Here is a 20,927-nt window from a genome sequence, read left to right as displayed (position 1 = left end):
TCGCCGCGCAGCAGGGCGGGCTCGACCAGCGCCTCACCGCCGCCGAACAGCGCCTCACCCGGCTCGACCTGCAAGCCCAGGCCGCCGCCGGCAACGCCGCGCGCGCGGAGAGCCTGCTGATCGCCTTCGCCACCCGCCGCGCGCTCGAGCGCGGGGCGGAGCTCGGCTACCTCGCCGACCAGCTGCGCCTGCGCTTCGGCGACCAGTGGCCCAATGCGGTCTCGACGATCATCGACTTCTCGCGCAATCCGGTGCGGCTCGACAGCCTCGTTGCGCGGCTCGACGGGCTCGCGCCCCAGCTGCGCGAGAGCGACGAGGGCCCCTCGTGGGGCGCCTTCAAGCGCGAGTTCAAGGAGCTCTTCGTGTTTCGCCGCGAGACCACGCCCTCGCCGCAGCCCGAACGCCGGCTCGAGCGCGCGCGCTGGGCGCTCGAGCAGGGCCGCTACCAGGCGGCGATCGACGAGGTGCGCGCGATGCCCGGCGCCGCGCGGGCGCAGAACTGGATCGCCGATGCGGAGCGATACAAGAAGGCGATGGACGCGCTGGAGGTGGTCGAGACCGCCGCCGTGCTCGACCAGCGCGGCCTGCGCGACGGGGCGGGCAATCCGGTGCGCCAGCTGAGCCCGCTGGTGGTGGGGCCCTAGTCCCAATCCTTCGTCGTTGCGAGGAGCCGAAGGCGACGCGGCAATCCATCAACTGCCCTCGCACCAAATCCTGCCGGCGGCCCATGGATTGGTTGGCTTGCGCCAGCTCCGCTTCCGCCTGAGGCTCGCATTGACGAGCCATGATGGGGAGCGACCCTTACCCCCGCAGCAGCTCCGGCAGGTCGCCCGAGACGCCGCGCGCCTCGTCCATGAAGAACTGCTTGAGCATCGGCGTCCTCTGCACCGCGGCCATGCCGAGGCGGCGCACCGCGCTCGCGCCCTTGCCGGGGACGCCGAACAGGCGGGTGAGGCCATCGGTCGCCAGCGCGACCATGAAGCTGTCGAGCCCGCGCCAGGTCTCGTAGCGCTTCAGCACCTCGGGATCGCCCGGATCGAGGCCGAGCCGCGCGCCCTCGGCCAGCACCTGGGTCAGCGCCCCCACGTCCCTCAGGCCGAGGTTCAACCCCTGCCCGGCAATGGGATGGATGCCGTGCGCCGAATCCCCGATCAATGCGAGACGCTCCCCGGTGATCTTGGCGGTGTGGTGGAAGCCGAGCGGATAGGACGAGCGGTGCCCCACCGAAAGAACCCTGCCCAGCACTCCGCCCATGCGCTTTTCCACCTCGGCGAGGAAGGCGCGGTCGCCGAGCTTCGTCACCCCGGCCGCGTCCTCCTCCGAGACGGTCCACACCAGCGAGGAGCGGTGGGTGCCGTCGGCATCGTCGTTCAGGGGCAGCAGCGCGAAGGGCCCGGCGGGGTAGAAGATCTCCCAGGCCACATTGCCGTGGGGCTTTTCGTGGGTCAGCCCGGCGATGATCGCGCGGTGCTTGTAGTCCCACTTGGCGATCGTGATCCCGGCGCTGTCGCGCGTCGGCGACTGGCGCCCTTCGGCGGCGACCATCAGGCTGCCCCGGAACTTGCGCCCGTCGGCGGTGATCGCGGCGACACCGTATTCGCTGCGCTGGCGCTCGATGACGGTCGCCTTGGAAGTCCACTGGATCAGCGGCTCCTTCGCCGCCGCCTCGAACAGCGCGAGGCGCAGGCGGCGGTTGGGGAACATCCGCCCCAGCGTCCCGTCGCCCGGGCCGGGGACGAAATCGAGGCGGCCGGGCTTGTTCTGATCGGTGACGGCGATGCTCGCGATATCGCAGGCGAATTCCTCGAGCCCTTGCGCGATGCCGATGTTCTCGAACAGGTGCCAGCTTGCCGTCGAGATCGCGGTGGCGCGGTCGTCGAAGCCTTCGGCGGTGAGTTCCGCCGGATCGGCGCGGTCGATGACGTGGCTCGACAGGCCCTTCTTCGCCGCCGCCAGCGCGAGCGTCATGCCGACGAGCCCGCCGCCCAGGATCACGAGATCGCGCACGCCCTCGTTCTTGTCAGAAGTCGCTGTCACCTTGGCCGCTCCGATTGCGAAGTCATGGGCTGGAGCCTAGAGGGTAGCCCGTGCCGCACGCAAGAATCTTCCCGCCCGCCGCAGGTCAATTCGTTGCACGCGCGCTTGCGCTGGTCGCAATGGTGTGGCTGGCGATCGGGGCTGCACAGGCTCAGCCGGTCGGCGGGCCGCAGGCGCAGTTCGGCGATGCGAACATCGCCGTCACCCTTCATGCCGAGGGCCAGCCGGTCGAGGGCCGCGAATGGCTGCTCGCGCTGCGCTTCATCCCCAGCGCGCCCGAATGGCACGGCTACTGGTCGAACCCCGGCGATGCGGGGCAGGGGATGCGTCTCAGCCTCGACCTGCCGCCCGACTGGGAGGTGGGCGAGGCGCGCTATCCGGTGCCCAAGCGGCTCACCGTCAGCGGGCTGATGAACCACATCTACGAAGGGCCCTACACCGTGCTGGTGCCGGTCACCCCGGGGCCGAGCGTCAAGGACTTCACCGGGCCGCTCAAGGGCCGGGTCGAGTATCTCGCCTGCACCGATCAGATCTGCGTGCCGCAGGATGCGGTGCTGACTGCAAGCGGCACGGGCGACTTCGCCGGGTGGCGCGCCGCGGCCGCGCCGCTGCTCGACGCGGCGGCGGCCTTCGCGGTTGAGGGCAAGACCCTGCGCGTCGCCATCCCCTTTCCGCAAGGGATGGGGTTGGCCGATCCGCACCTGTTCATCGCCAACGAACGGCTGGTGTCCTACGCTGCGCCGCAGATCTTCCGCCGAGTGGGCGATACGCTGGTCGGCGAAATCCCGCTCGATCCCTACGGCTCGGGCAAGGCGGATGCGCTGTCCGGCATCCTTGCCTTCGGCGACGGGGGCGGGGTGGCGTTCAAGGCCGCGCTGGGCGACGTGCCCGCCGGGGGCGAGTTGGTCGCCGGTCCGCAGCAGGCGGGCGCGACCCCGCCCTTGTGGACGCTGATCCTCGGCGCCTTCTTCGGCGGGCTGCTGCTCAACATCATGCCCTGCGTCTTCCCGATCCTGAGCCTGAAGGCCATTGCCCTCGCCCGTGCCGGGGAAAGCGAAAGCGCGGCGCGCGCTGAGGGGCTGGCCTACACCGCCGGGGTGGTGATCGCCTGCCTTGGCCTCGGCGCGCTGCTGCTGGCGCTGCGCGCGGCGGGCGAAGAGGTCGGCTGGGCGTTCCAGTTGCAGGAGCCCGGCGTGGTCGTGGCGCTGCTGGTGCTGGCCGCCGCGATCACCGCCAATTTCGCCGGGCTGTTCGAACTGCCGGCGATCTCGGTCAGCATGGGGGGCGAGAAGACCGGTGCCTTCGCCACCGGGCTGCTGGCGGCTTTCGTGGCGACGCCGTGCACCGGGCCCTTCATGGCGGCAGCGCTGGGCGCGGCGCTGCTTTTGCCTGTGGGCCAAGCGCTGCTGCTGTTCGCTTGCCTCGGGCTGGGGCTGGCGCTGCCGTTCCTCGCATTGGGCTTCGTGCCGCCCTTGCGGCGACGGCTGCCCAAGCCCGGCGCTTGGATGGAGCGGTTCCGGCGGCTGATGGCGATCCCGATGGCGCTCACTTTCCTCGCGCTTCTGTGGCTGACGGTGCAGCTCGGCGGCCGGTCCTTCGGCCTTATCGCGCTGGTGATGGTGTTCGGCGTGCTGCTCGGCCTGTTCGTGGTCGGCAAGCTGCAACGCGGGGGCAAGATGGCCTGGCCGGCCTTCGCGCTGGTCGCCGCGCCTTTCGTCGCGTTCGCCGCGATCGGGCTTCCCAACGTCTACATGGGCGGGCGGGCCGAGGCTGCGCCGAGCCTCCTGGGCGCGCAAGCCTACAGCGCCGATGCCCTCGCCAAGGCGCGCAGCCAAGGCAAGCCGGTGTTCGTCTATCTCACCGCCGACTGGTGCCTGACCTGCAAGGTCAACGAACGCATTGCGATCGAGCGCGACAGCACCCGTGCGGCCTTCGAGAAGGCGGGCGTGGTGACGCTCGTCGGCGACTGGACGCGGCGCGATGCGGCGATCACGGCGTTCCTGACCCAGCAGGGCGCGGCGGGCGTGCCGCTCTACCTGTGGTATGCGCCCGGCGCGAGCGCGCCCGAGCAGCTGCCGCAGGTGCTCACCCCTGATCTGCTCGCCCAGAAGGCGCTAGCGGACGGGTAGCGGCTCCTCTGCCCCGTCGCCCGGATCGGCGAGGGCGGGCGTCGCGGGCACGGCGCTGCCGCGGCAGGCGGTGATCAGCGCGATCGGCAGCGGGCTCGGGTTGAGGCGCAGCAGGCCGGCGCCCGGCACCGTGACGGTCGCCTCGCGTTCCGGTTTCAGCGCCTCCCATTGGGGCTGCGCCGCCAGGATGTCGCCCTGCCACAAGGATTGCCCGCCGACCGCGATCGCATCGACCGGGAAGCGCCCGATCCAGCCGTTGCCGATCAGCGCCAGCAGTGCCGCCGCGCCCTCGTCGGCAGGCGCATGGCGGGTGATCCTCAGCATCGCCTCGGGCGTGCCGGGCGCGAGGCATTCGAGCGCCAGCATCACCGGCTCGCCCGGCTTGCCATAGACCAGCCGCTGCGGATTGGCGGTGCGCGTCCAGCCCGCGCCGGTGACGTCGGGCGAGGCGATGGGCTCGGACGGGCCCTTGTCCGGCATCTCGAGCGAGACGCGCGCCACCGCGCTGTCGGTCGGCGGCGGCTTGCATCCGGCGAGCAGCCCGCTCGCCAGCGCCAGCCCCGCAAGGGCGAGGGGAACGCGGCTCACCGGGCGCGGATGAAGGCGCGGATATCGGCCGCAAGCTTGGCCCGGTCCTCGTCGCGGACATACATCATGTGCCCCGCGTCGTAATATTTCCACGTGATCCGTTCCTGCGGGATGCCGGGTCTCTTGAGCGAATATTCGGCACCGAAGAAGGGCGTGGCGAAATCATACCAGCCTTGTGCGTTGAACAGCCTGAGGCCTGCGTTCTTCCGCATCGCCTGGCCGATCAGCGGGGCGATGTTGAGGTAGGCGCCGCGCCCCCCGCCACCCAGCGACCAGTCCCATAGGCGGCCCGGATCGCGGCCGATCGACTGGTATTGCCGATCGGTTCGGTAGCCCAGCGTCTCGCGCGCCCATTGGTTGATCGCGGCGGTGTAGCCCGCGTCGATCCCGTAGAAGCTGGGATCGTCGTCCGGGGTCTCGCCCGCATTGTCGTAGTCCGTGCCGGTATAGCGCGCATCGAGCCGGCCGATGGTCAGCCCCCGGTCGCGCAGCAGCTCCTTGTAGAAGCGCTGGTCGGTGACGCGCAGGTTGGCCTGTTCGAGATAGGTTTCGCTGAGGCCGGTGAGCCGCGCCATCTCCCGGCGGACGGCGGCGCGCTCCTCTGCCGGAAGCTCGCTGCCCTTGAGCAGCGCGGTCGCGAAAGGCCCGATAGCGAAGCGGCGGGCCTCGGCGACGATCGCCTCCACCGAGGGCGCCTCGACCTTGCCGTGATACCAGGCGGCCGCGGCCATATTGGGCAGGGTGACGACATAGGCAAGCTCGTTGCCCGGCGTCGGCTCGCGGCCCGCGAAGTCGAGGATCGTCGAGATCAGGATGAGGCCGTTGAGGCCGACATCGTTGTAGGTCGAGCCCTCCAGCTCGTCGACGACCATCGCCGTGCGGCTGGTGCCGTAGCTCTCCCCGCCGAGATACTTGGGGCTCGACCAGCGGCCGTTGTCGTTGATCCAGCGGCGGATCACGTCCGCTACCGCGCGACCGTCCTGCCTGAGGCCGTAGTACTTCTTGGGATCGGTCCCCGGCGTCAGGTAGCTCAAGCCGGTGCCGGGCGGGTCGATGAACACGAGGTCGGCGACGTCGAGCAGGCTGTCGGGGTTGTCGAGCAGCGGATAGGGCGGGGCGCCGTCGTCGCGCGCGTCGGAGGGGATCGCCACGCGCTTCGGCCCGAAGGCGCCCATCTGAAGCCACACCGAGCCCGAGCCCGGGCCGCCGTTGTAGATGAAGAACACGGGGCGCGCCGCATCGACCGGGGTCTTCACGTAGGAGGTGGTGACGATCACCGCCTCGGGCTTGCCGTCATCGCTCGAGAGGATCGTGTCGGCGATGGTCGCACGGTAGGCGATGCGCTGCCCGCCGAAGGTGCCGGCAAGGTCGCGGCTGCGGGTCTGGGGCTCGGGCGCGGCGGCGGCGGTGGGCTTGGCCGCCTCGGCCCTGGGCGCGGCGTCCTGCGCGAGGGTGGGAACGGCAAGGGCGAGAGTGCTGGCGGCGGCCAGCGCAGCAAGGAATCGGGCGTTCATGGGCCGAGGTGAGTGACAGGCTTGCGCGGGCCGTTCAAGGGGTGGGCCTAGGGCTTACCCCCCATCCGCTTGTAGCGCGTCTTGCCGAAGCGGGTCTTCCTCGTCCCCGGCTTGCCCTCGTTCGAGCGGCCCACGATCGGCGCGCGTTTCTCGCTGTCCGGCAACCCGAGCTCGTCCGCCTCCAGCCGCCGGATCTCGTCGCGCAGGCGCCCGGCTTCCTCGAATTCGAGGTTCGCAGCGGCGTTGCGCATTCGCTTCTCGAGGTCCTCGATGTAGCTCCTGAGGTTGTGCCCGACGAGGTTGTTGCGCTCCTCGTCGCCGGTGCCCACCACCACACCGTCCTGCGAGGCCGTGTGGGCGACGATGTCGTGAATGTTGCGCTTGATGGTCTGCGGGGTGATGCCGTGCGCCTCGTTGTATTCCTGCTGCTTGGCGCGGCGGCGGTCGGTTTCGGCAAGCGCGCGTTCCATGCTGCCGGTGATGCGGTCGGCATAGAGGATCACGCGGCCATCGACATTGCGCGCGGCGCGGCCGATGGTCTGGATCAGCGAGGTTTCCGACCTGAGGAAGCCCTCCTTGTCGGCGTCGAGAATGCACACCAGCCCGCATTCGGGGATGTCCAGCCCCTCGCGCAGCAGGTTGATGCCCACCAGCACGTCATAGACCCCGAGCCTCAAGTCACGGATCAGTTCGATGCGCTCCAGCGTCTCGACGTCCGAGTGCATGTAGCGCACGCGCACGCCCGCCTCGTGCATGAATTCGGTGAGGTCCTCGGCCATGCGCTTGGTCAGGGTGGTGACGAGTGTGCGGTAGCCGAGCTTGGCGGTCGCCTTGCACTCGGCGATGCAGTCCTGCACCTGGTCCTCGACCGGGCGGATCTCCACCGGCGGGTCGATGAGGCCGGTGGGGCGGATCACCTGTTCGGCGAAGACGCCGCCGGTCTGCTCCATCTCCCAGCCGCCGGGGGTGGCAGAGACGCAGAAGGTCTGCGGCCGCATCGCGTCCCACTCGTTGAACCGCAAGGGGCGGTTGTCGATGCAGGAGGGCAGGCGGAAGCCGTATTCGGCGAGCGTCAGCTTGCGGCGGTGGTCCCCGCGCGCCATCGCGCCGATCTGCGGCACGGTCTGGTGGCTTTCGTCGACGAACAGCAGAGCGTTTTCGGGCAGGTATTCGAACAGGGTAGGCGGGGGTTCGCCGGGCAGGCGGCCGGTCAGGAAGCGGCTGTAGTTCTCGATCCCCGCGCACGAGCCGGTCGCCGCGATCATCTCGAGGTCGAAATTGGTGCGCTGTTCCAAACGCTGGCGTTCGAGCAGCTTGCCCTCGGCCTCCAGCTCCTTGAGCCGCTCCTCCAGCTCGAAACGGATCGCGGCTGCCGCCTGCTTCATCGTCGGGCCGGGGGTGACGTAGTGCGAGTTGGCATAGACCCGCACTTTTTCCAGCTTCGCGCCCTTGGTGCCGGTCAGCGGATCGAACTCGGCGATCTCCTCGATCTCGTCGCCGAAGAAGGTCACCCGCCAGGCCATGTCCTCGTAGTGCGAGGGGAAGATTTCCAGGCTATCCCCGCGCACCCGGAAGTTGCCGCGCGCGAAGGCCGCGTCGTTGCGCTTGTATTGCAGCGCGACGAGCTTCCTGATCAGCTCGCGCTGGTCGACCACCTCGCCCACCTTGATGTCGAAGATCATCGCCGAATAGGTCTCGACCGAGCCGATGCCGTAGAGGCACGAGACGGAAGCGACGATGATCACGTCGTCGCGTTCGAGCAGCGCGCGGGTGGCCGAATGGCGCATCCGGTCGATCGCCTCGTTCACGCTCGACTCCTTCTCGATATAGGTATCGGAGCGCGGCACGTAGGCTTCGGGCTGGTAGTAGTCGTAGTAGGAGACGAAGTACTCGACCGCGTTCTCGGGGAAGAAGCTCTTGAATTCGCCGTAGAGCTGCGCGGCGAGGATCTTGTTGGGGGCGAGGATCAGCGCCGGGCGCTGCAAGGTCTCGATGACCTTGGCCATGGTGAAGGTCTTGCCCGAGCCGGTGACGCCGAGCAGCACCTGCGTCTGGTCGCCCGCGAGCGCGGCTTCGGTCAGCTCGCGGATCGCGGTCGGCTGGTCGCCGGCGGGCTGGTAGTCCGAGACGAGCTTGAAGGGGATTCCGCCCATCGATTTGTCGGGGCGGGCAGGGCGGTGCGGGACGAAATCGGCGCCCGTCTCGGGCTCGTCCAGTCCGCGGCGGATCACGAGTTCGGCCATGCGCCCTGTATGGGGAACAAAGCGGGCACGTGCAAGGCGGCCGCCAGCCCGGACGCGCTTTTCGGGGCACGCTTTGCCGCAATCGCTGTTATGGAGGGGCAGCCACAGGAGACGCCCTTCATGAAGCCTTTCGTCCTCGCCGCCCTCGCCGCCGCCCTGACCCTTGCGGGATGTTCGGGCGGGGGCAATGCCGATGCCGACGGCGACGGCAAGGTCTCGATCGGCGAGGCGGCCAAGCGCGCCGAGGCCGAAGGGCTGAAGCCCGAGCCGGGTCTCTACAAGACCACCGTCACCATGACCGGGCTCGAGATCCCGGGGCTCCCGCCCGAGATGAAGAACCACGGCGCGGGGCTCAGCACGACGGTCGAGGACTGCCTGACCGCCGAGGAGGCCGGCAAGGGCTTCGAGGAGGTCGTCAGCCAGGGCCAGAACGGCGACTGCGCCTATGAGAGCTTCGCGCTCGACGGCGGCAAGCTCGACGCGGTGATGGTCTGCAAGGCCGAGGGCCGCGAGACCCGCACCAGCCTGACCGGCACCGCCACGAAGACCGGCGCGGATCTCACCGCGACCACGCAGATGGCCTTCGACGGCGCAGGGCGCGGGACGATGAGCGCCACCGTCAAGCACGAGCGGATCGGCGCCTGCCCGGCGAAGTGACCGCACGCCGCCGGCAGAATGTGTCGGATTTGTTACGCCTGTGACACTTCATTGAACATTCAGCCGCTTTGTTGTTAGGAGAAGGCATGGCTTCGCGCTTCGCCTTCGACCGGACCCGGCTTCCCGCCCCGCTGCTCGCTGCGGGCGCGCGCGGCCAGCAGGCCTATGCCGCAAGCGAGCTGGCCCGGCGCCTGGCGCTCGCCCGCGAGGCGTGTCCCGAGGAGTTCGAGGCCGGCAAGCCCGCCTTCGCCCGGCTGATCGGCGAGGCGCAGGTGCTGCTCGAACCCGTGCGCCGCCCGCGCCGGCGGGTGCCGGTGGCGGTGACGGCCAATCCGCAGGTCGTCATGATCCTCCCCGGCTTCGGCGCCTCGCCGATGCGGATGCGCTACCTCGCGCGGCATCTCGAGCGTGCCGGGCACATCGCCAAGCGCTGGGGTCTGGGTCGCAACTGGGGCCCCGAGCCCGCGCGTTTCGACGCGATCGAGGCGCGGCTGCTCGAGCTTCACGCGCGCCACGGGCGCAAGGTGGTGCTGATCGGCTGGAGCCTTGGCGGGCTCTATGCGCGCGAGATCGCCAAGCGGCGGCCTGAGGCGGTGGCGAAGGTGATCTCGATGGGCTCGCCCTTCTCCGGCTCGCCGAGAGCGAACAACGTGTGGCGCGCCTACCAGTTCATCACCGGGCACTCGGTCGATGCCCCGCCGATCGATGCGGACCTCGCCGCCAAGCCCCCGGTCGAGACGGTCGCCCTTTGGAGCGCCAATGACGGCGTGATCGCCCCGCGCTGCGCCGCTGGCCGCCCGGGCGAGCGCGACCGCGCGATCCCGCTGCGCTGCACGCACATGGGCTTCACCTACGATCCGCAGGTGATCACGACGCTCCTCGCCGAGCTCGAGGCGACCCGCGCCTGACGTGGCCCACGCGCTCCAGCGAGAGGAGCCTGATACAATTTGCGACACATTTCCCGCCCCGCTGACAAACCGCTGCGACGGCGCGCGCGCATAAGCGGCGTCATGGGACGGTGCTGTGGCCGTCCGGATGAAAGGAACGAGATCATGACGATTGCCAGACTGCTCGCCGGCGGGATCCTCACCGTCGCCCTCACCGGCACCGCGATGGCCGGGCCGATGGGCCCCGGCGCGAACCGCGATGCCCCGGTGACCCGCGCGGAGTTGAACGCGCGCCTCGATCAGCGCTTCAAGGCGATGGACACCAACGGCAACGGCCAGATCGAGGCGGCCGAGATGCAGGCCGCCAGGGAGGCCCGCAAGGCCAAGTGGCAGGAACGCCGCGAGGCGCGCGCCGCCGATGGCGCGGCCAAGCCCGCCGGCGAGCGGAAGCGCCCGGGCCAGTGGGCCGGCAAGCGCGGCGGGGATCGCCCGCAGATGGACGCCAACGGCGACGGGGTCATCACCCGCGACGAGTTCGGCGCCCGCGCGCTGGCCCGGTTCGACGCTGCCGATACCAACCGCGACGGCACCGTGACCAAGGAAGAGCGCGCTGCCCACTGGGAAGCCCGCAAGGCCGCGCGCGGCAAGTGATCCGCCGCGCGATGATGTGAACGCCAGGGGCCGGCTGCGACCGGCCCCTGACTCTTTGCGCAGCGGCGCGATGTGCTATCCGCCCTTCCTGACCCTGCCATCGGAACCCTGCCGCCCGTGACCGCCGCCCCCCTTGCGCACCTGCTGCTCGTCGATGACGAGCCCTCGATCCGCACGCCGCTGGCGACGGTGCTGGGCAAGGCGGGCTACCGGGTGACGACCGCCGCCGATGCCGCCGAGGCGCGCGCACAGCTGCTGGTCGGCGCGTTCGATCTCGCCATCCTCGACATCATGATGCCCGGCGAGGACGGGCTCAGCCTTGCGCGCTTCATCCGGGCGGGGAGCGATCTGCCGATCATCCTTCTCACCGCCCGCGCCGAGGATATCGACCGCATCATCGGGCTCGAGATGGGTGCCGACGATTACCTCGCCAAGCCCTTCAACCCGCGCGAGCTGACCGCGCGCATCGCCGCGATCCTGCGCCGCAGCCAGCGCAGCGTCGCCGCGCCCGAGGCCGCGTCCGGATACCGCTTCGGCCCGTGGATTCTCGACACCGCGCAGCGCCGCCTGATGCGCGGGGACGGGCACGAGGTGCCGCTCACCGGCGGCGATTTCGCGCTGCTCGAGGCACTGGTGCTGCGCCCCAACGTGACCCTGTCGCGCGACCAGCTGCTCGATCTCACCAAGGGCCGCGAGGCCGGCCCGTTCGACCGGGCGATCGACAACGCGATCAGCCGGCTGCGGCGCAAGATCGAGGTCGATCCCCGCGCGCCCGAATACATCAAGACCGTCCACGCGGCGGGATATGTCCTCGCCGCCCGGGTGACGCGGCTGTGAGGCTGCTGTCGCGATTGTCGCTGGCGCAGCAGGTGATGCTGATCGTCGCGCTCGGCCTCATCGCCGCGCAGGCGCTCAACTTCACGCTCGCCGTGCGGGAACGGCAGGCCTTTAGCATGGAAGCCGCCGCCGCCCCGGCGATCGCCCGGCTGGTCGATGCCGTCGACGCTGCCGGGCCCGAGGGGCTGCGGGAGCGCCGCTGGGGTGCCCGCGCGCGGCTGCGTGTCAGCGCCGAGGCCCCGATCCGGCCCGAAATGCCCCGCCTCGCCAATATCGAGGCGCTCGCCCGCGCGCGGCTCGCACAGGACAGCGAGGCGCGGGTGCGGGCGGTCCGCGCCGCGCTGGTGGAAGGGCCGCGCGGCAACCGCTTCGTCATCATCTCCGTGCAGACCGAAAACGGGACGTGGCTGACCTCCCGCGCGCGGGGGCCTGCGCCGGTCGGGCCGCTGATCTGGGGGCTGGCGGTGCAGACGCTGGTGATCCTCGCCGTGCTGCTGGTGCCGCTCCTGCTGCTGGTGCGCAGCGTCACGCGCCCGCTGTCCGCGCTGACCCGCGATGCCGACGCCTGGGCCGCCGACCCGTGGAACACCGCCGCGCCGCCCGCGCTCGAGCCGCTGCCGGGCCCGCGCGACGTGCGCGAGCTGATCGGCGCGGTCCACGCGATGCAGACCCGCATCGCGGCGATGCTGCGCGAGAAGGACGTGATGCTGGGCGCCATCGGCCACGACCTGCGCACCCCGCTCACCGCGCTGCGCATCCAGGCCGAACTGGTCGAGGACGACGCGCAGCGCGCGGGCCTCATCGCCGAGATCGAGCGCCTGTCGGGCGATCTGGAAGGCATCCTCTCGCTCGCCCGCAGCTCGGCCAACATCGCGCGCCGGGAAGGCGACCTCGTCGCCATCGCGAGAACGGTCGCCGCCGAGTTTCGCGCGCGCGGCGCCGATGTCGTGCTCGAAGAGCGCGCGGCGCTGCCGGTGCGCGTCGATGCCGACGCCGTCCGCCGCGCGTTCACCAACCTTGTCGACAACGCGGTGCGTTACAGCGGCGCGGCGACCATCCGGCTGGCCGAGGACACAGCGACGGCCAGCCTCATCGTCGAGGACCAGGGGCCCGGCATCCCCGAGGATATGCTCGATCCTGCAGCCGGCGCCTTCGTGCGGATCGAGCCTTCGCGCAACCGATCGACCGGCGGGCACGGGCTGGGGCTCGCGATCGTCGCGGCCATCGCCCGGCTGCACGGCGGCGCGCTGCGGCTCGCCAACCGCCCCGAAGGCGGCCTGCGCGCGGAGCTCAGCGTCGCGCTCGCCTGACGCGGGCGGGGCGTCGCTGGACGCAAGGCGTTGATGCGCGCGCCGGAGTGGCGCAAAGCGCGGGCATGGAGTCGCTGCGCCATCCGATCCGCCTGGTGCCGAGCCTGTTCCTGCTCGCCATCGCGATCGGCACGGCGGCGCTCAGCCTGCCCATCGCCACCGCTGACGGCATCCGTGCGCCGTTCCTCACCGCGCTGTTCACCGCCACCTCGGCGGTGGCGGTCACCGGTCTCGTGGTGGTCGACACCGGCAGCTACTGGTCGCCCTTCGGACAGGTCGCGATCCTGCTGATGTTCCAGATCGGAGGGCTCGGGATCATGACCGCGGCGACGCTGTTCGGCCTCATCGCCGGGCGCGGCTTCGGGCTCCACGACCGGCTCGCGACCCAGGTCGAGCGCGGGCGGCTGGAGACGGGCGACGCGCTCTCCGTCCTCAAGCTGGTGTTCGCCGTCACCGTCGCGGTCGAGGCCGTCGTCGCGCTGGTCCTCTGGGCGCGCATGGCGCTCGCCTACGACATGGGGATCGGCGCGGCGCTGTGGCACGCGGTGTTCCATTCCGTCAGCGCCTTCAACAATGCCGGCTTCTCGACCTTCGCCGACAGCGTGATGGGCTTCCAGAACGATTCCATGATCCTGGGCCCGATCATGGTCTCGGTGGTGCTCGCCGCGCTTGGCTTTCCGGTGATGCAGGATGTGCGCGACAAGCGGTTCGACTGGCGGCGCTGGTCGCTGCACTCGAAGGTCACCCTCGCGGGCACCGCCGCGCTGCTGGCGCTTGGCTTTGCGGCGATTCTGGCGATGGAGTGGAGCAATCCCGGAACGCTTGGGCCCATGGGGCTGGGCGCCAAGCTGCTCAACGCCGCCTTCCATTCGGTCATGCCGCGCACCGCCGGGTTCAACAGCCTCGATGTCGGCGCCTTCGAGGACCAGACGCTGATGGCGAACTATCTCCTGATGTTCATCGGCGGCGGCAGCGCGGGGACGGCGGGGGGCATCAAGGTGACGACCTTCGTGGTGCTCTTTGCCATCGTGCTGTCCGAGGTGCTGGGCCGGCGCGATGCGGGCCTCTTCGACCGCCGCTTCGGCAGCGAGGTCGAGCGGCAGGCGCTCACCGTCACCGCGATGGCGGGCGGCATCGTCTTTGCCGCCGCCACCTACATCGCCTCGATCACGCGCCTGCCGCTGCCCGAGATCCTGTTCGAGTGCATCTCCGCCTTCGCCACCGTGGGCATGTCCACCGGCATCACCGCCGACCTGCCGCCGAGCGCACAGCTTGTCATCGTCGTCCTCATGTTCGTCGGGCGGGTGGGCACCATCACCGTCGCCACGGCGCTTGCCGTGGGCAGGCCGCCGCGTCCCTATCGCTTTGCCAAGGAGAACCTCATTGTCGGCTGACAGGCGCAAACCCGTCCTCGTCGTCGGGCTCGGCCGCTTCGGCGGCGCGGTCGCCCGCACGCTCACCAGCATGGGCAGCGAGGTGCTGGGGATCGACAGCAACCCGCACCTCGTCCAGGAATACGCCGCCGATCTCACCAAGGTGATCGAGGCCGATTGCACCGATGCCGACGTGCTGCGCCTGCTCGGCGTCAGGGACTTCGGGGCGGCGGTGGTCGCGATCGGCACCGATATCGAGGCGAGCGTGCTGACGGTGCTTGCCCTGTCGGACCTCGGCCTCACCAACATCTGGGCCAAGGCGAGCAACGCCAACCACGCCCGCATCCTCGAGCGGATCGGCGCGACCCATGTGGTCTTCCCCGAACAGCGCATGGGCGAGCGCGTGGCGCATCTCCTTAACGAACGCCTGCTCGATTTCATCGCCTTCGACGACGAATTCGCCATTGCCCGCCTGTGCGCCCCCGAGCCGATCGTCGGCCTGCCGCTGGTCACCAGCGCCTGCCGCAAGAAATACGACGTCACCGTGGTCGGCGTGAAGCGCAAGGGCGAGGCCTTCATCCACGCCGTGCCCGACACGCTGATCTTCCCGGAGGACGAGCTGGTGGTCTCCGGCCGGATCAAGGACATCGAGCGCTTCGCGGCGATTTGACCGGCGCCAATTGCGGCTCGCGCTTTTCTTTTGCGAAAGCGCGGTTAAGCTGGCCCTTTCTTGGAGCAGCCGAGCAGGGGGCGATGCACGGGCGGGGCAGCAATTTCGACGAGATGTTCGACGGCGCGGGGTTCACCCGCGCGGCCTACGAGGAATATTGCCGCTGGTTCGCCGAACAGCCCCCCGAATTCCTGCGCCGCAAGGACCGCGAGGCCGACGCCGCCTTCCGCCGCACCGGCATCACCTTCAACGTCTATGGCGAGAACGAGGCGGAGGAACGCCTCATTCCCTTCGACATGGTGCCGCGCATCATCACCGCCGCCGAATGGCGCCGCCTCTCGCGCGGGATCGAGCAGCGCGTGCGGGCGATCAACTCCTTCCTCTACGATCTCTACCACCGACAGGAGATCGTGCGCGCCGGGCGCCTGCCCGAAAGGCTGTTGCGCAACAATTCGGCGTGGCTCGCCGGCATGGTGGGCTTCACCCCGCCGGGCGGGATCTACACCCACATCGTCGGCATCGACCTCGTTCGCACCGGCCCGGACGAGTTCTTCGTGCTGGAAGACAACGCGCGCACGCCCTCGGGCGTCTCCTACATGCTGGAGAATCGCGAGACGATGATGGGGATGTTCCCCGATCTGTTCAGCCGCATCGCGGTCGAGAGCGTCTCCAACTACCCGCGCCGTCTCGCGCGCAGCCTCGCGGCCTGCGTGCCGCCCGCCTACACCGGTGGCAAGCCGACCGTCGCGGTGCTGACGCCGGGCATCTACAATTCCGCCTATTTCGAGCACGCCTTCCTCGCCGACCAGATGGGCGCGGAGCTCGTCGAGGGCAGCGACCTCAGGGTGGTCGAGGGCCGGGTGCAGATGCGCACCACGCGCGGCTACACGCCGATCGACGTGCTCTACCGCCGGGTCGACGACGAATTCCTCGACCCGCTGACCTTCAACCCCGACAGCGTGCTCGGCGTGCCGGGGATCATGGACGTCTACCGTTCGGGCGGGATCACCATCGCCAATGCGCCGGGCACCGGGGTGTCCGACGACAAGGCGATCTATTCCTTCATGCCCGAGATCGTCGAGTTCTACACCGGCGAGCGCCCGCTGCTGCCCAATGTCGAGACCTGGCGCTGCGCCGACAAGGATGCGCTCGCCCATGTCCTCGACAACCTGCCCGACCTGGTGGTGAAGGAAGTCCACGGCTCGGGCGGCTACGGGATGCTGATCGGGCCGACCGCCTCCAAGCGCGAGATCGCCGCCTTCCGCGTCAAGCTGCTCGCGCGGCCGGAGAACTACATCGCCCAGCCCACGCTCGCGCTGTCGACCTGCCCGATCTACACCGCCGCCGGCCTCGCGCCGCGCCATGTGGACTTGCGGCCCTTCGTGCTCGTCAGCCCCGAAGGGATCGACATCACGCCCGGCGGCCTCACCCGCGTGGCGCTCAAGAAGGGTTCGCTGGTGGTCAATTCCTCGCAAGGGGGCGGGACCAAGGACACATGGGTTTTGAAGGACTGATGGTGCAGACGGATCGCCTTGCCAAAGTCCCCCTCCCGCTTGCGGGAGGGGTTAGGGGTGGGCCCGTCAAGGAATGGTGCGCAGTTTTTTGCCCACCCCCGGCCCCTCCCGCGAGCGGGAGGGGAGAATGCTAGGCCGCACCGCCAACGGATTGTTCTGGATGTTCCGCTATCTCGAGCGGGCCGAGAACACCGCGCGCCTGCTCGAGGCCGCGCTGCGCATGGCGCTGACGCGGGATATCGTCACTGCCGAGGCGGAATGGCGCTCGGTGATCGCGACCCTCGGCCTTACCGAAGCCTACGGCGCCGCGCACGATGCCTATGACGGCGTGTCGGTCTGGAACTTCGTGCTGCGCGGGAGCGGCAATCCGGGCAACGTGCGCACCATGCTCGGCGCGGTGCGCGCCAATGCGCGGGCGGCGCGGATCAACATTTCCTCCGACGTCTGGGAGGCGGTCAACGCCAACTGGATGCAGCTCGACCGGCTGCTCTCGCGCCCGGTGGGGCAGGGCGCGGTGGGCGAGGTGCTGGCCGCCATCCGCCGCGCCGGCACCGAGGTGCACGGCGCCTTCGACGGGTCGATCCTGCGCGACGAGGGCTACCACTTCAGCCGCGCCGGCACCTTCATCGAACGCGCCGACAGCTCGGCGCGCATCCTCGACATGAAGTATTTCATCCTGCTGCCCTCGCTCTCCTACGTGGGCTCGAGCCTCGACACCGGGCAGTGGGAACAGGTGCTGCGCTCGGTCGCGGGGGCGCGGGCCTACAGCTGGCTCAATGCCGGACAGATCGAGGCGCGCGGGATCGTCGAGTTCGTGGTGCTCGACGAGCGTTTCCCGCGGAGCCTCGCCTTCTGCCGCAGCGCGCTGCGCGGGTGCCTCGATGCGCTCGCCCGCGCGCATGGGGGCGAGGGCCGGGCCGTGGCGCTGATGCGCGAGGCCGACAGCCGCATCAACCACCTCACCGTCGACACGATCTTCGAGGCGGGGCTGCACGAATTCCTCGTCGACTTCCTCGCCCGCAACAACGCGATCGCCCGGGCGATTGCCGAGGACTACCGGTTCCACGCATGAGCAAGCTCAAACTCCAGGTGCGCCATACCACCCATTACGCCTTCGCGCAGCCGGTGGTGCACGCGCTCCAGCGGCTGCGGCTCACCCCCAAGGAAACCCACGGGCAGCGCATCATCGACTGGCGGATGCGCTTCGAGAATGCCGAGGCCGAACTCCAGTACGACGACCAGCACTTCAACCACGTGACGCTGATCAGCCTGACCCCCGGCGCGCAGGAGGTGACGGTGACCTGCGAGGGCACGGTCGAGACCGAGGACAATGCCGGGGTGATCGGGCGACACTCGGGGCACCTGCCGCTGTGGAGCTTCCTGCGCCAGACCCCGCTGACCCGTCCCGGCGGCAAGCTGCGCGCGCTGCTGCGCGACGTGCAAGGCCCCTCGGCACAGGACCCGCTCGCCTTCCTCCACGCGCTGTCGGCGGCGGTGCGCGAGCGCGTCGCCTACGAGACCGGGCGGACCACCGCCACCACCACCGCCGAGGAAGCCGTCGCGCAAGGGGCGGGCGTGTGCCAGGATCATGCGCACATCTTCATCGGTGCCGCGCGCGCGAACGGCATCCCGGCGCGCTATGTCAGCGGCTATCTGATGATGAACGACCGGATCGAGCAGGAGGCCACCCACGCCTGGGCGGAGGCGCACGTCGAGGGGCTGGGCTGGGTCGGCTTCGACGTCTCGAACGGGATCAGCCCCGATCCGCGCTACGTCCGGGTCGCCACCGGCGACGACTATCGCGACGCGGCCCCCATCACCGGCATCAGCATCGGCGCCTCCGACCAGGTGCTGACGGTCGGCGTCGCGGTGGAGGGGCAGCCGGTCGCGGCGCAGAGCCAGAGCCAGGGCCAGTCGAGCCAGTAAGGCGGAGGAGGACTTGTGGGCCCTTTGCGCTCGGCACGGCTTGGCGCTAGGGCCTCGCGGGCGCGCGGCAAGGAAGGATCGCTGACATGACCTATTGCGTTGGCATGGTGCTCGACAAGGGCCTCGTCCTGATGAGCGACACCCGCACCAATTCGGGCGTCGACAACATCTCGACCTTCCGCAAGCTGTTCCACTGGAGCGTGCCGGACGAGCGGATCATCGCGGTGATGACCGCCGGCAACCTCGCCACCACCCAGGCGGTGATCAGCCAGCTGGAGGAGCGCACCAAGGCCCCCGAGGAGCGCGACAACTGCCTGCTGCGCGGCACCACGATGTTCCAGGTCGCCACAGAGATCGGCCGCATCCTGCGCGCCACCATCGAGGAGGTGCAGCGCGTCAACGGCGAGGCCGGCAAGGGCCGCTTCACCGCGACCATGATCGTCGCCGGGCAGATCAAGGGGATGCAGCCGCGCCTGTTCATGATCTACCCCGAAGGCAACTTCATCGAGGCGAGCTGGGACACGCCCTTCTTCCAGATCGGCGAAACCAAGTACGGCCGCCCGATCCTGATCCGCGGCTACGAACGCGACATGAACTTCGAGGAGGCGGTGAAGCTGATGATGGTCAGCTTCGATTCGACTCTCAAGGCTAACCTGTCGGTCGGATTGCCGCTCGATCTGCTGGTGATCGGCAAGGACAACTTCAAACCTTTGCATGAAAACCGCGTGACCGAGGACGATCAATATTTCGACACGATTTCATCACGTTGGGGCAGTGCGCTGCGATCGGCCTTCCATTCGCTCCCGCCCTACACATTCAGCGATGACGCGTAAGGGCAAGGCCTGATCTGTCTCCGTTACGGAGCAAAATAATCATTGTATTTCATGTGGTTGAGTTGAAACAGATATGGTAAATCGTCCGGATCGGCGGCGCTCATGCGTGAATCCCATAATCGGTTAGCGCAGACACAATCGCATGACACGCAAAGCCTCCCTCCACTTCATCGACTCGTGCAGCCGCCAACGCGCCGAACTCGCGCGTGTGGGCTTTGGCCTCGGCCATCACTGCGAAGTCTACGGCGACCTTTCCGAGCTTGCGGTGCATCCGCCGCGCGACGGGATCATCATCGCTCGCGACACCGCGGAAGAAGGCGGGGTGGGAATGATCCTCGACCGGCTCGGGCGGCTCGGCATCTGGCTGCCGCTGATCGCGGTTGACATCCAGCCGCGCCCCGGCCGCATCGTCGAGGCGATCAAGGCCGGCGCGCTCGATTATCTCGCCCTGCCGCTTGATCCGGAACGCTTTACCCGCTGCCTCATGCGGATCGAGAAAGAGGCCGAGATGTTCGGCGCCGCCCGCCGGCGCATGATCGAGGCGCGCGACCGCATCTCGACCCTTTCGGCGCGCGAGCGCGAGGTGCTCGACTGGCTGGCCGAAGGCAGCAGCAACAAGGCGATCGCCCGCGAGCTCGACATCAGCCCGCGCACGGTGGAGATCCACCGCGCCAACATGATGACCAAGCTGGGCGCGCGTCACGCAGCCGAAGCGGTGCGGCTGAAGCTGGAAGCGAAGCTCGAACCGCGCCTGCGCGCCTGACAGCACAGCAGGACCGTCGGCTTGCAAGTCCCCCCGAGCGACCCGGACCGGGTTCCTATCCCCGGCCCGGGCCGCCGACCTTCGAGGCCTCAAGCGGGCGTGGAGAAAGGATTCTCGCTTTCGCGATGGTCGGGGTTGCGGGCCCGTCCGGCGGCGCGATTGGAACGACGCCGCAGGCGCGCGCCGGTCAGCGGCAGAACTTCGCGCCGACCCCTTCGAGGTGGAAGTGATCCTGGTGCGCGGCGTTGTATTCCGGCCCCAGCACCGTGCCGAAGCGCTTGCAGGCGCTCTTGTGGACCACCCGCAGGAACTCGCGGGTCGCTGCGTCGCCGCCGTGCCAGTCGCGCTTGAGCACGATCCGCCGCCCGTCGCCGAGCACGAAGGCCGACACGTCGATCGCCTCGGCGCGGGCATGGGCGGAAAGCCGGTCGGTCCCTGCCACGGTGCGGCAGGCGTAGGAGCCCATGGTCTCGATCCGGGTCACCGGGCTGCCGAGGATCTCGCGCGCGGCACGATCGACCCCGAAGCGGGCCCAGTCGCCGAAGGCCTTGGCGACATGGCACTTCACAGGGCCAAGGTTGGCGACGCTCAAGGGTGCGCGGTCTCCGGCAAGCGCCATGAGCTGCACCGTGCCGAGCTTGTTGCATCCGGGCGCGGCATAGATGTCGGGCAGCAGGTCGAACCGCGCGCCGCTCGCGCCGAGATCGGCGATGCAGCCCATGTCCTCGGGACGCGGGGCATAGCTGCGCGGCGCCGAAGCGACGGGCATCGCCGGCCGCGAGGGCGCGCTGGCGCGGGCGCTCGCCGTGCCGGGGGCGGGGCCGCCGCGCCCTTGGGGGATGAGGGAACCGCAGGCCCCCAGCAGCGCCATCGCGCCTGCCAGCAAAGCCGCTCTGCCAAGGAATGTCGCCTGTTTCATGCCACACAGACTTAAGGAAGTAACCTTAAGTCGCGGGCAAGAAACAAGGTTAAGAAATTCTACGGATCAACGCGGA

Annotated in this window: 19 protein-coding genes; 14 read left to right on the top strand and 5 right to left on the bottom strand. The window is 69.5% G+C overall.

From position 1 onward, the window contains the following. On the top strand, nt 1-644 hold a 644-nt coding region (locus OPU67_RS14190), incomplete at its 5' end, for a hypothetical protein (protein WP_267620761.1). A gap of 157 nt (nt 645-801) precedes the next feature. Here the strand turns inward: OPU67_RS14190 and OPU67_RS14185 are convergent. Beyond that, entirely contained in the window at nt 802-1,968 is a 1,167-nt protein-coding gene (locus OPU67_RS14185; RefSeq protein WP_420709025.1) for an FAD-dependent monooxygenase, read from the bottom strand. A gap of 119 nt (nt 1,969-2,087) precedes the next feature. Here OPU67_RS14185 and OPU67_RS14180 point away from each other — a divergent pair, with 119 nt between their 5' ends. Beyond that, nucleotides 2,088-4,166, top strand: a complete 2,079-nt coding sequence (locus tag OPU67_RS14180) for a protein-disulfide reductase DsbD family protein (protein ID WP_324255372.1) — start codon at nt 2,088-2,090, stop codon at nt 4,164-4,166. Here the strand turns inward: OPU67_RS14180 and OPU67_RS14175 are convergent. Genes OPU67_RS14175 through uvrB form a run of 3 tightly spaced genes read right to left on the bottom strand, consistent with a single transcriptional unit; the run spans nt 4,152 to nt 8,511 of the window. Further along, on the bottom strand, nt 4,152-4,754 hold the full coding sequence (locus OPU67_RS14175; protein ID WP_267620757.1) for a hypothetical protein: 603 nt from the start codon (nt 4,752-4,754) through the stop codon (nt 4,152-4,154). The genes OPU67_RS14180 and OPU67_RS14175 overlap by 15 nt on opposite strands. Beyond that, the gene (locus OPU67_RS14170; protein WP_267620755.1) at nt 4,751-6,268 is read right to left on the bottom strand and encodes a S10 family peptidase; all 1,518 of its coding nucleotides are present in this window, start codon (nt 6,266-6,268) and stop codon (nt 4,751-4,753) included. Before OPU67_RS14170 ends, OPU67_RS14175 begins: the two co-directional genes overlap by 4 nt. Nucleotides 6,269-6,315: 47 nt before the next feature. Beyond that, the gene (gene uvrB, locus OPU67_RS14165) at nt 6,316-8,511 is read right to left on the bottom strand and encodes an excinuclease ABC subunit UvrB (RefSeq protein ID WP_267620753.1); all 2,196 of its coding nucleotides are present in this window, start codon (nt 8,509-8,511) and stop codon (nt 6,316-6,318) included. 120 nt (nt 8,512-8,631) lie between these two features. Between uvrB and OPU67_RS14160 the strand changes: the two genes are divergently transcribed. The 12 genes from OPU67_RS14160 to OPU67_RS14105 all read left to right on the top strand — a co-directional run bounded on the left by OPU67_RS14160 (nt 8,632) and on the right by OPU67_RS14105 (nt 19,932). Next, nucleotides 8,632-9,168 carry a DUF3617 domain-containing protein gene (locus OPU67_RS14160; protein WP_267620751.1) on the top strand — a complete coding sequence of 179 codons (537 nt, stop codon included), beginning with the start codon at nt 8,632-8,634 and terminating at the stop codon, nt 9,166-9,168. 86 nt (nt 9,169-9,254) lie between these two features. Then, a complete protein-coding gene (locus OPU67_RS14155; protein WP_267620749.1) occupies nt 9,255-10,076 on the top strand; it encodes an esterase/lipase family protein in 822 nt (273 codons plus the stop codon). 144 nt (nt 10,077-10,220) lie between these two features. After that, the gene (locus OPU67_RS14150; protein ID WP_267620747.1) at nt 10,221-10,706 is read left to right on the top strand and encodes an EF-hand domain-containing protein; all 486 of its coding nucleotides are present in this window, start codon (nt 10,221-10,223) and stop codon (nt 10,704-10,706) included. A gap of 117 nt (nt 10,707-10,823) precedes the next feature. Further along, nucleotides 10,824-11,543, top strand: coding sequence for a response regulator (locus OPU67_RS14145; protein ID WP_267620745.1), 720 nt, complete (start codon nt 10,824-10,826; stop codon nt 11,541-11,543). After that, nucleotides 11,540-12,853, top strand: coding sequence for a sensor histidine kinase (locus tag OPU67_RS14140; RefSeq protein ID WP_267620743.1), 1,314 nt, complete (start codon nt 11,540-11,542; stop codon nt 12,851-12,853). Before OPU67_RS14145 ends, OPU67_RS14140 begins: the two co-directional genes overlap by 4 nt. A gap of 65 nt (nt 12,854-12,918) precedes the next feature. Continuing rightward, nucleotides 12,919-14,247 carry a TrkH family potassium uptake protein gene (locus OPU67_RS14135; protein WP_267620741.1) on the top strand — a complete coding sequence of 443 codons (1,329 nt, stop codon included), beginning with the start codon at nt 12,919-12,921 and terminating at the stop codon, nt 14,245-14,247. Next, complete coding sequence (locus OPU67_RS14130) at nt 14,237-14,896, top strand: potassium channel family protein (protein ID WP_267620739.1); 660 nt, start codon at nt 14,237-14,239, stop codon at nt 14,894-14,896. Before OPU67_RS14135 ends, OPU67_RS14130 begins: the two co-directional genes overlap by 11 nt. A gap of 83 nt (nt 14,897-14,979) precedes the next feature. Then, nucleotides 14,980-16,410: a circularly permuted type 2 ATP-grasp protein gene (locus OPU67_RS14125; protein ID WP_267620737.1), complete on the top strand. Its 1,431-nt coding sequence runs from the start codon at nt 14,980-14,982 to the stop codon at nt 16,408-16,410. A gap of 127 nt (nt 16,411-16,537) precedes the next feature. Then, complete coding sequence (locus tag OPU67_RS14120; protein ID WP_267620735.1) at nt 16,538-17,482, top strand: alpha-E domain-containing protein; 945 nt, start codon at nt 16,538-16,540, stop codon at nt 17,480-17,482. Continuing rightward, entirely contained in the window at nt 17,479-18,336 is an 858-nt protein-coding gene (locus OPU67_RS14115) for a transglutaminase family protein (RefSeq protein WP_267620733.1), read from the top strand. The genes OPU67_RS14120 and OPU67_RS14115 overlap by 4 nt, the downstream gene beginning before the upstream one ends. Nucleotides 18,337-18,422: 86 nt before the next feature. Beyond that, complete coding sequence (locus OPU67_RS14110) at nt 18,423-19,169, top strand: proteasome-type protease (RefSeq protein WP_267620731.1); 747 nt, start codon at nt 18,423-18,425, stop codon at nt 19,167-19,169. Nucleotides 19,170-19,311: 142 nt separating this feature from the next. Next, complete coding sequence (locus OPU67_RS14105; protein WP_267620729.1) at nt 19,312-19,932, top strand: response regulator transcription factor; 621 nt, start codon at nt 19,312-19,314, stop codon at nt 19,930-19,932. 187 nt (nt 19,933-20,119) lie between these two features. Here the strand turns inward: OPU67_RS14105 and OPU67_RS14100 are convergent, their stop codons facing one another. Then, complete coding sequence (locus tag OPU67_RS14100) at nt 20,120-20,803, bottom strand: extensin family protein (protein ID WP_267620727.1); 684 nt, start codon at nt 20,801-20,803, stop codon at nt 20,120-20,122. Between the last annotated feature and the right edge of the window lie 124 nt (nt 20,804-20,927).

Source organism: Erythrobacter sp. WG (assembly GCF_026586795.1).
In the GTDB taxonomy this organism is placed as follows: Bacteria; Pseudomonadota; Alphaproteobacteria; order Sphingomonadales; family Sphingomonadaceae; genus Erythrobacter.
This window is presented reverse-complemented; position numbering and strand designations above follow the sequence as displayed.

Coding starts and splice junctions, on each gene's coding strand:
- OPU67_RS14185 (WP_420709025.1), bottom strand. CDS start 1,968: ATGACGCTCGCGCTGGCGGCGGCGAAGAAGGGCCTGTCGAGCCACGTC.
- OPU67_RS14170 (WP_267620755.1), bottom strand. CDS start 6,268: ATGAACGCCCGATTCCTTGCTGCGCTGGCCGCCGCCAGCACTCTCGCC.
- uvrB (WP_267620753.1), bottom strand. CDS start 8,511: ATGGCCGAACTCGTGATCCGCCGCGGACTGGACGAGCCCGAGACGGGC.
- OPU67_RS14160 (WP_267620751.1), top strand. CDS start 8,632: ATGAAGCCTTTCGTCCTCGCCGCCCTCGCCGCCGCCCTGACCCTTGCG.
- OPU67_RS14155 (WP_267620749.1), top strand. CDS start 9,255: ATGGCTTCGCGCTTCGCCTTCGACCGGACCCGGCTTCCCGCCCCGCTG.
- OPU67_RS14150 (WP_267620747.1), top strand. CDS start 10,221: ATGACGATTGCCAGACTGCTCGCCGGCGGGATCCTCACCGTCGCCCTC.
- OPU67_RS14135 (WP_267620741.1), top strand. CDS start 12,919: ATGGAGTCGCTGCGCCATCCGATCCGCCTGGTGCCGAGCCTGTTCCTG.
- OPU67_RS14125 (WP_267620737.1), top strand. CDS start 14,980: ATGCACGGGCGGGGCAGCAATTTCGACGAGATGTTCGACGGCGCGGGG.
- OPU67_RS14120 (WP_267620735.1), top strand. CDS start 16,538: ATGCTAGGCCGCACCGCCAACGGATTGTTCTGGATGTTCCGCTATCTC.
- OPU67_RS14115 (WP_267620733.1), top strand. CDS start 17,479: ATGAGCAAGCTCAAACTCCAGGTGCGCCATACCACCCATTACGCCTTC.
- OPU67_RS14110 (WP_267620731.1), top strand. CDS start 18,423: ATGACCTATTGCGTTGGCATGGTGCTCGACAAGGGCCTCGTCCTGATG.
- OPU67_RS14105 (WP_267620729.1), top strand. CDS start 19,312: ATGACACGCAAAGCCTCCCTCCACTTCATCGACTCGTGCAGCCGCCAA.
- OPU67_RS14100 (WP_267620727.1), bottom strand. CDS start 20,803: ATGGCGCTGCTGGGGGCCTGCGGTTCCCTCATCCCCCAAGGGCGCGGC.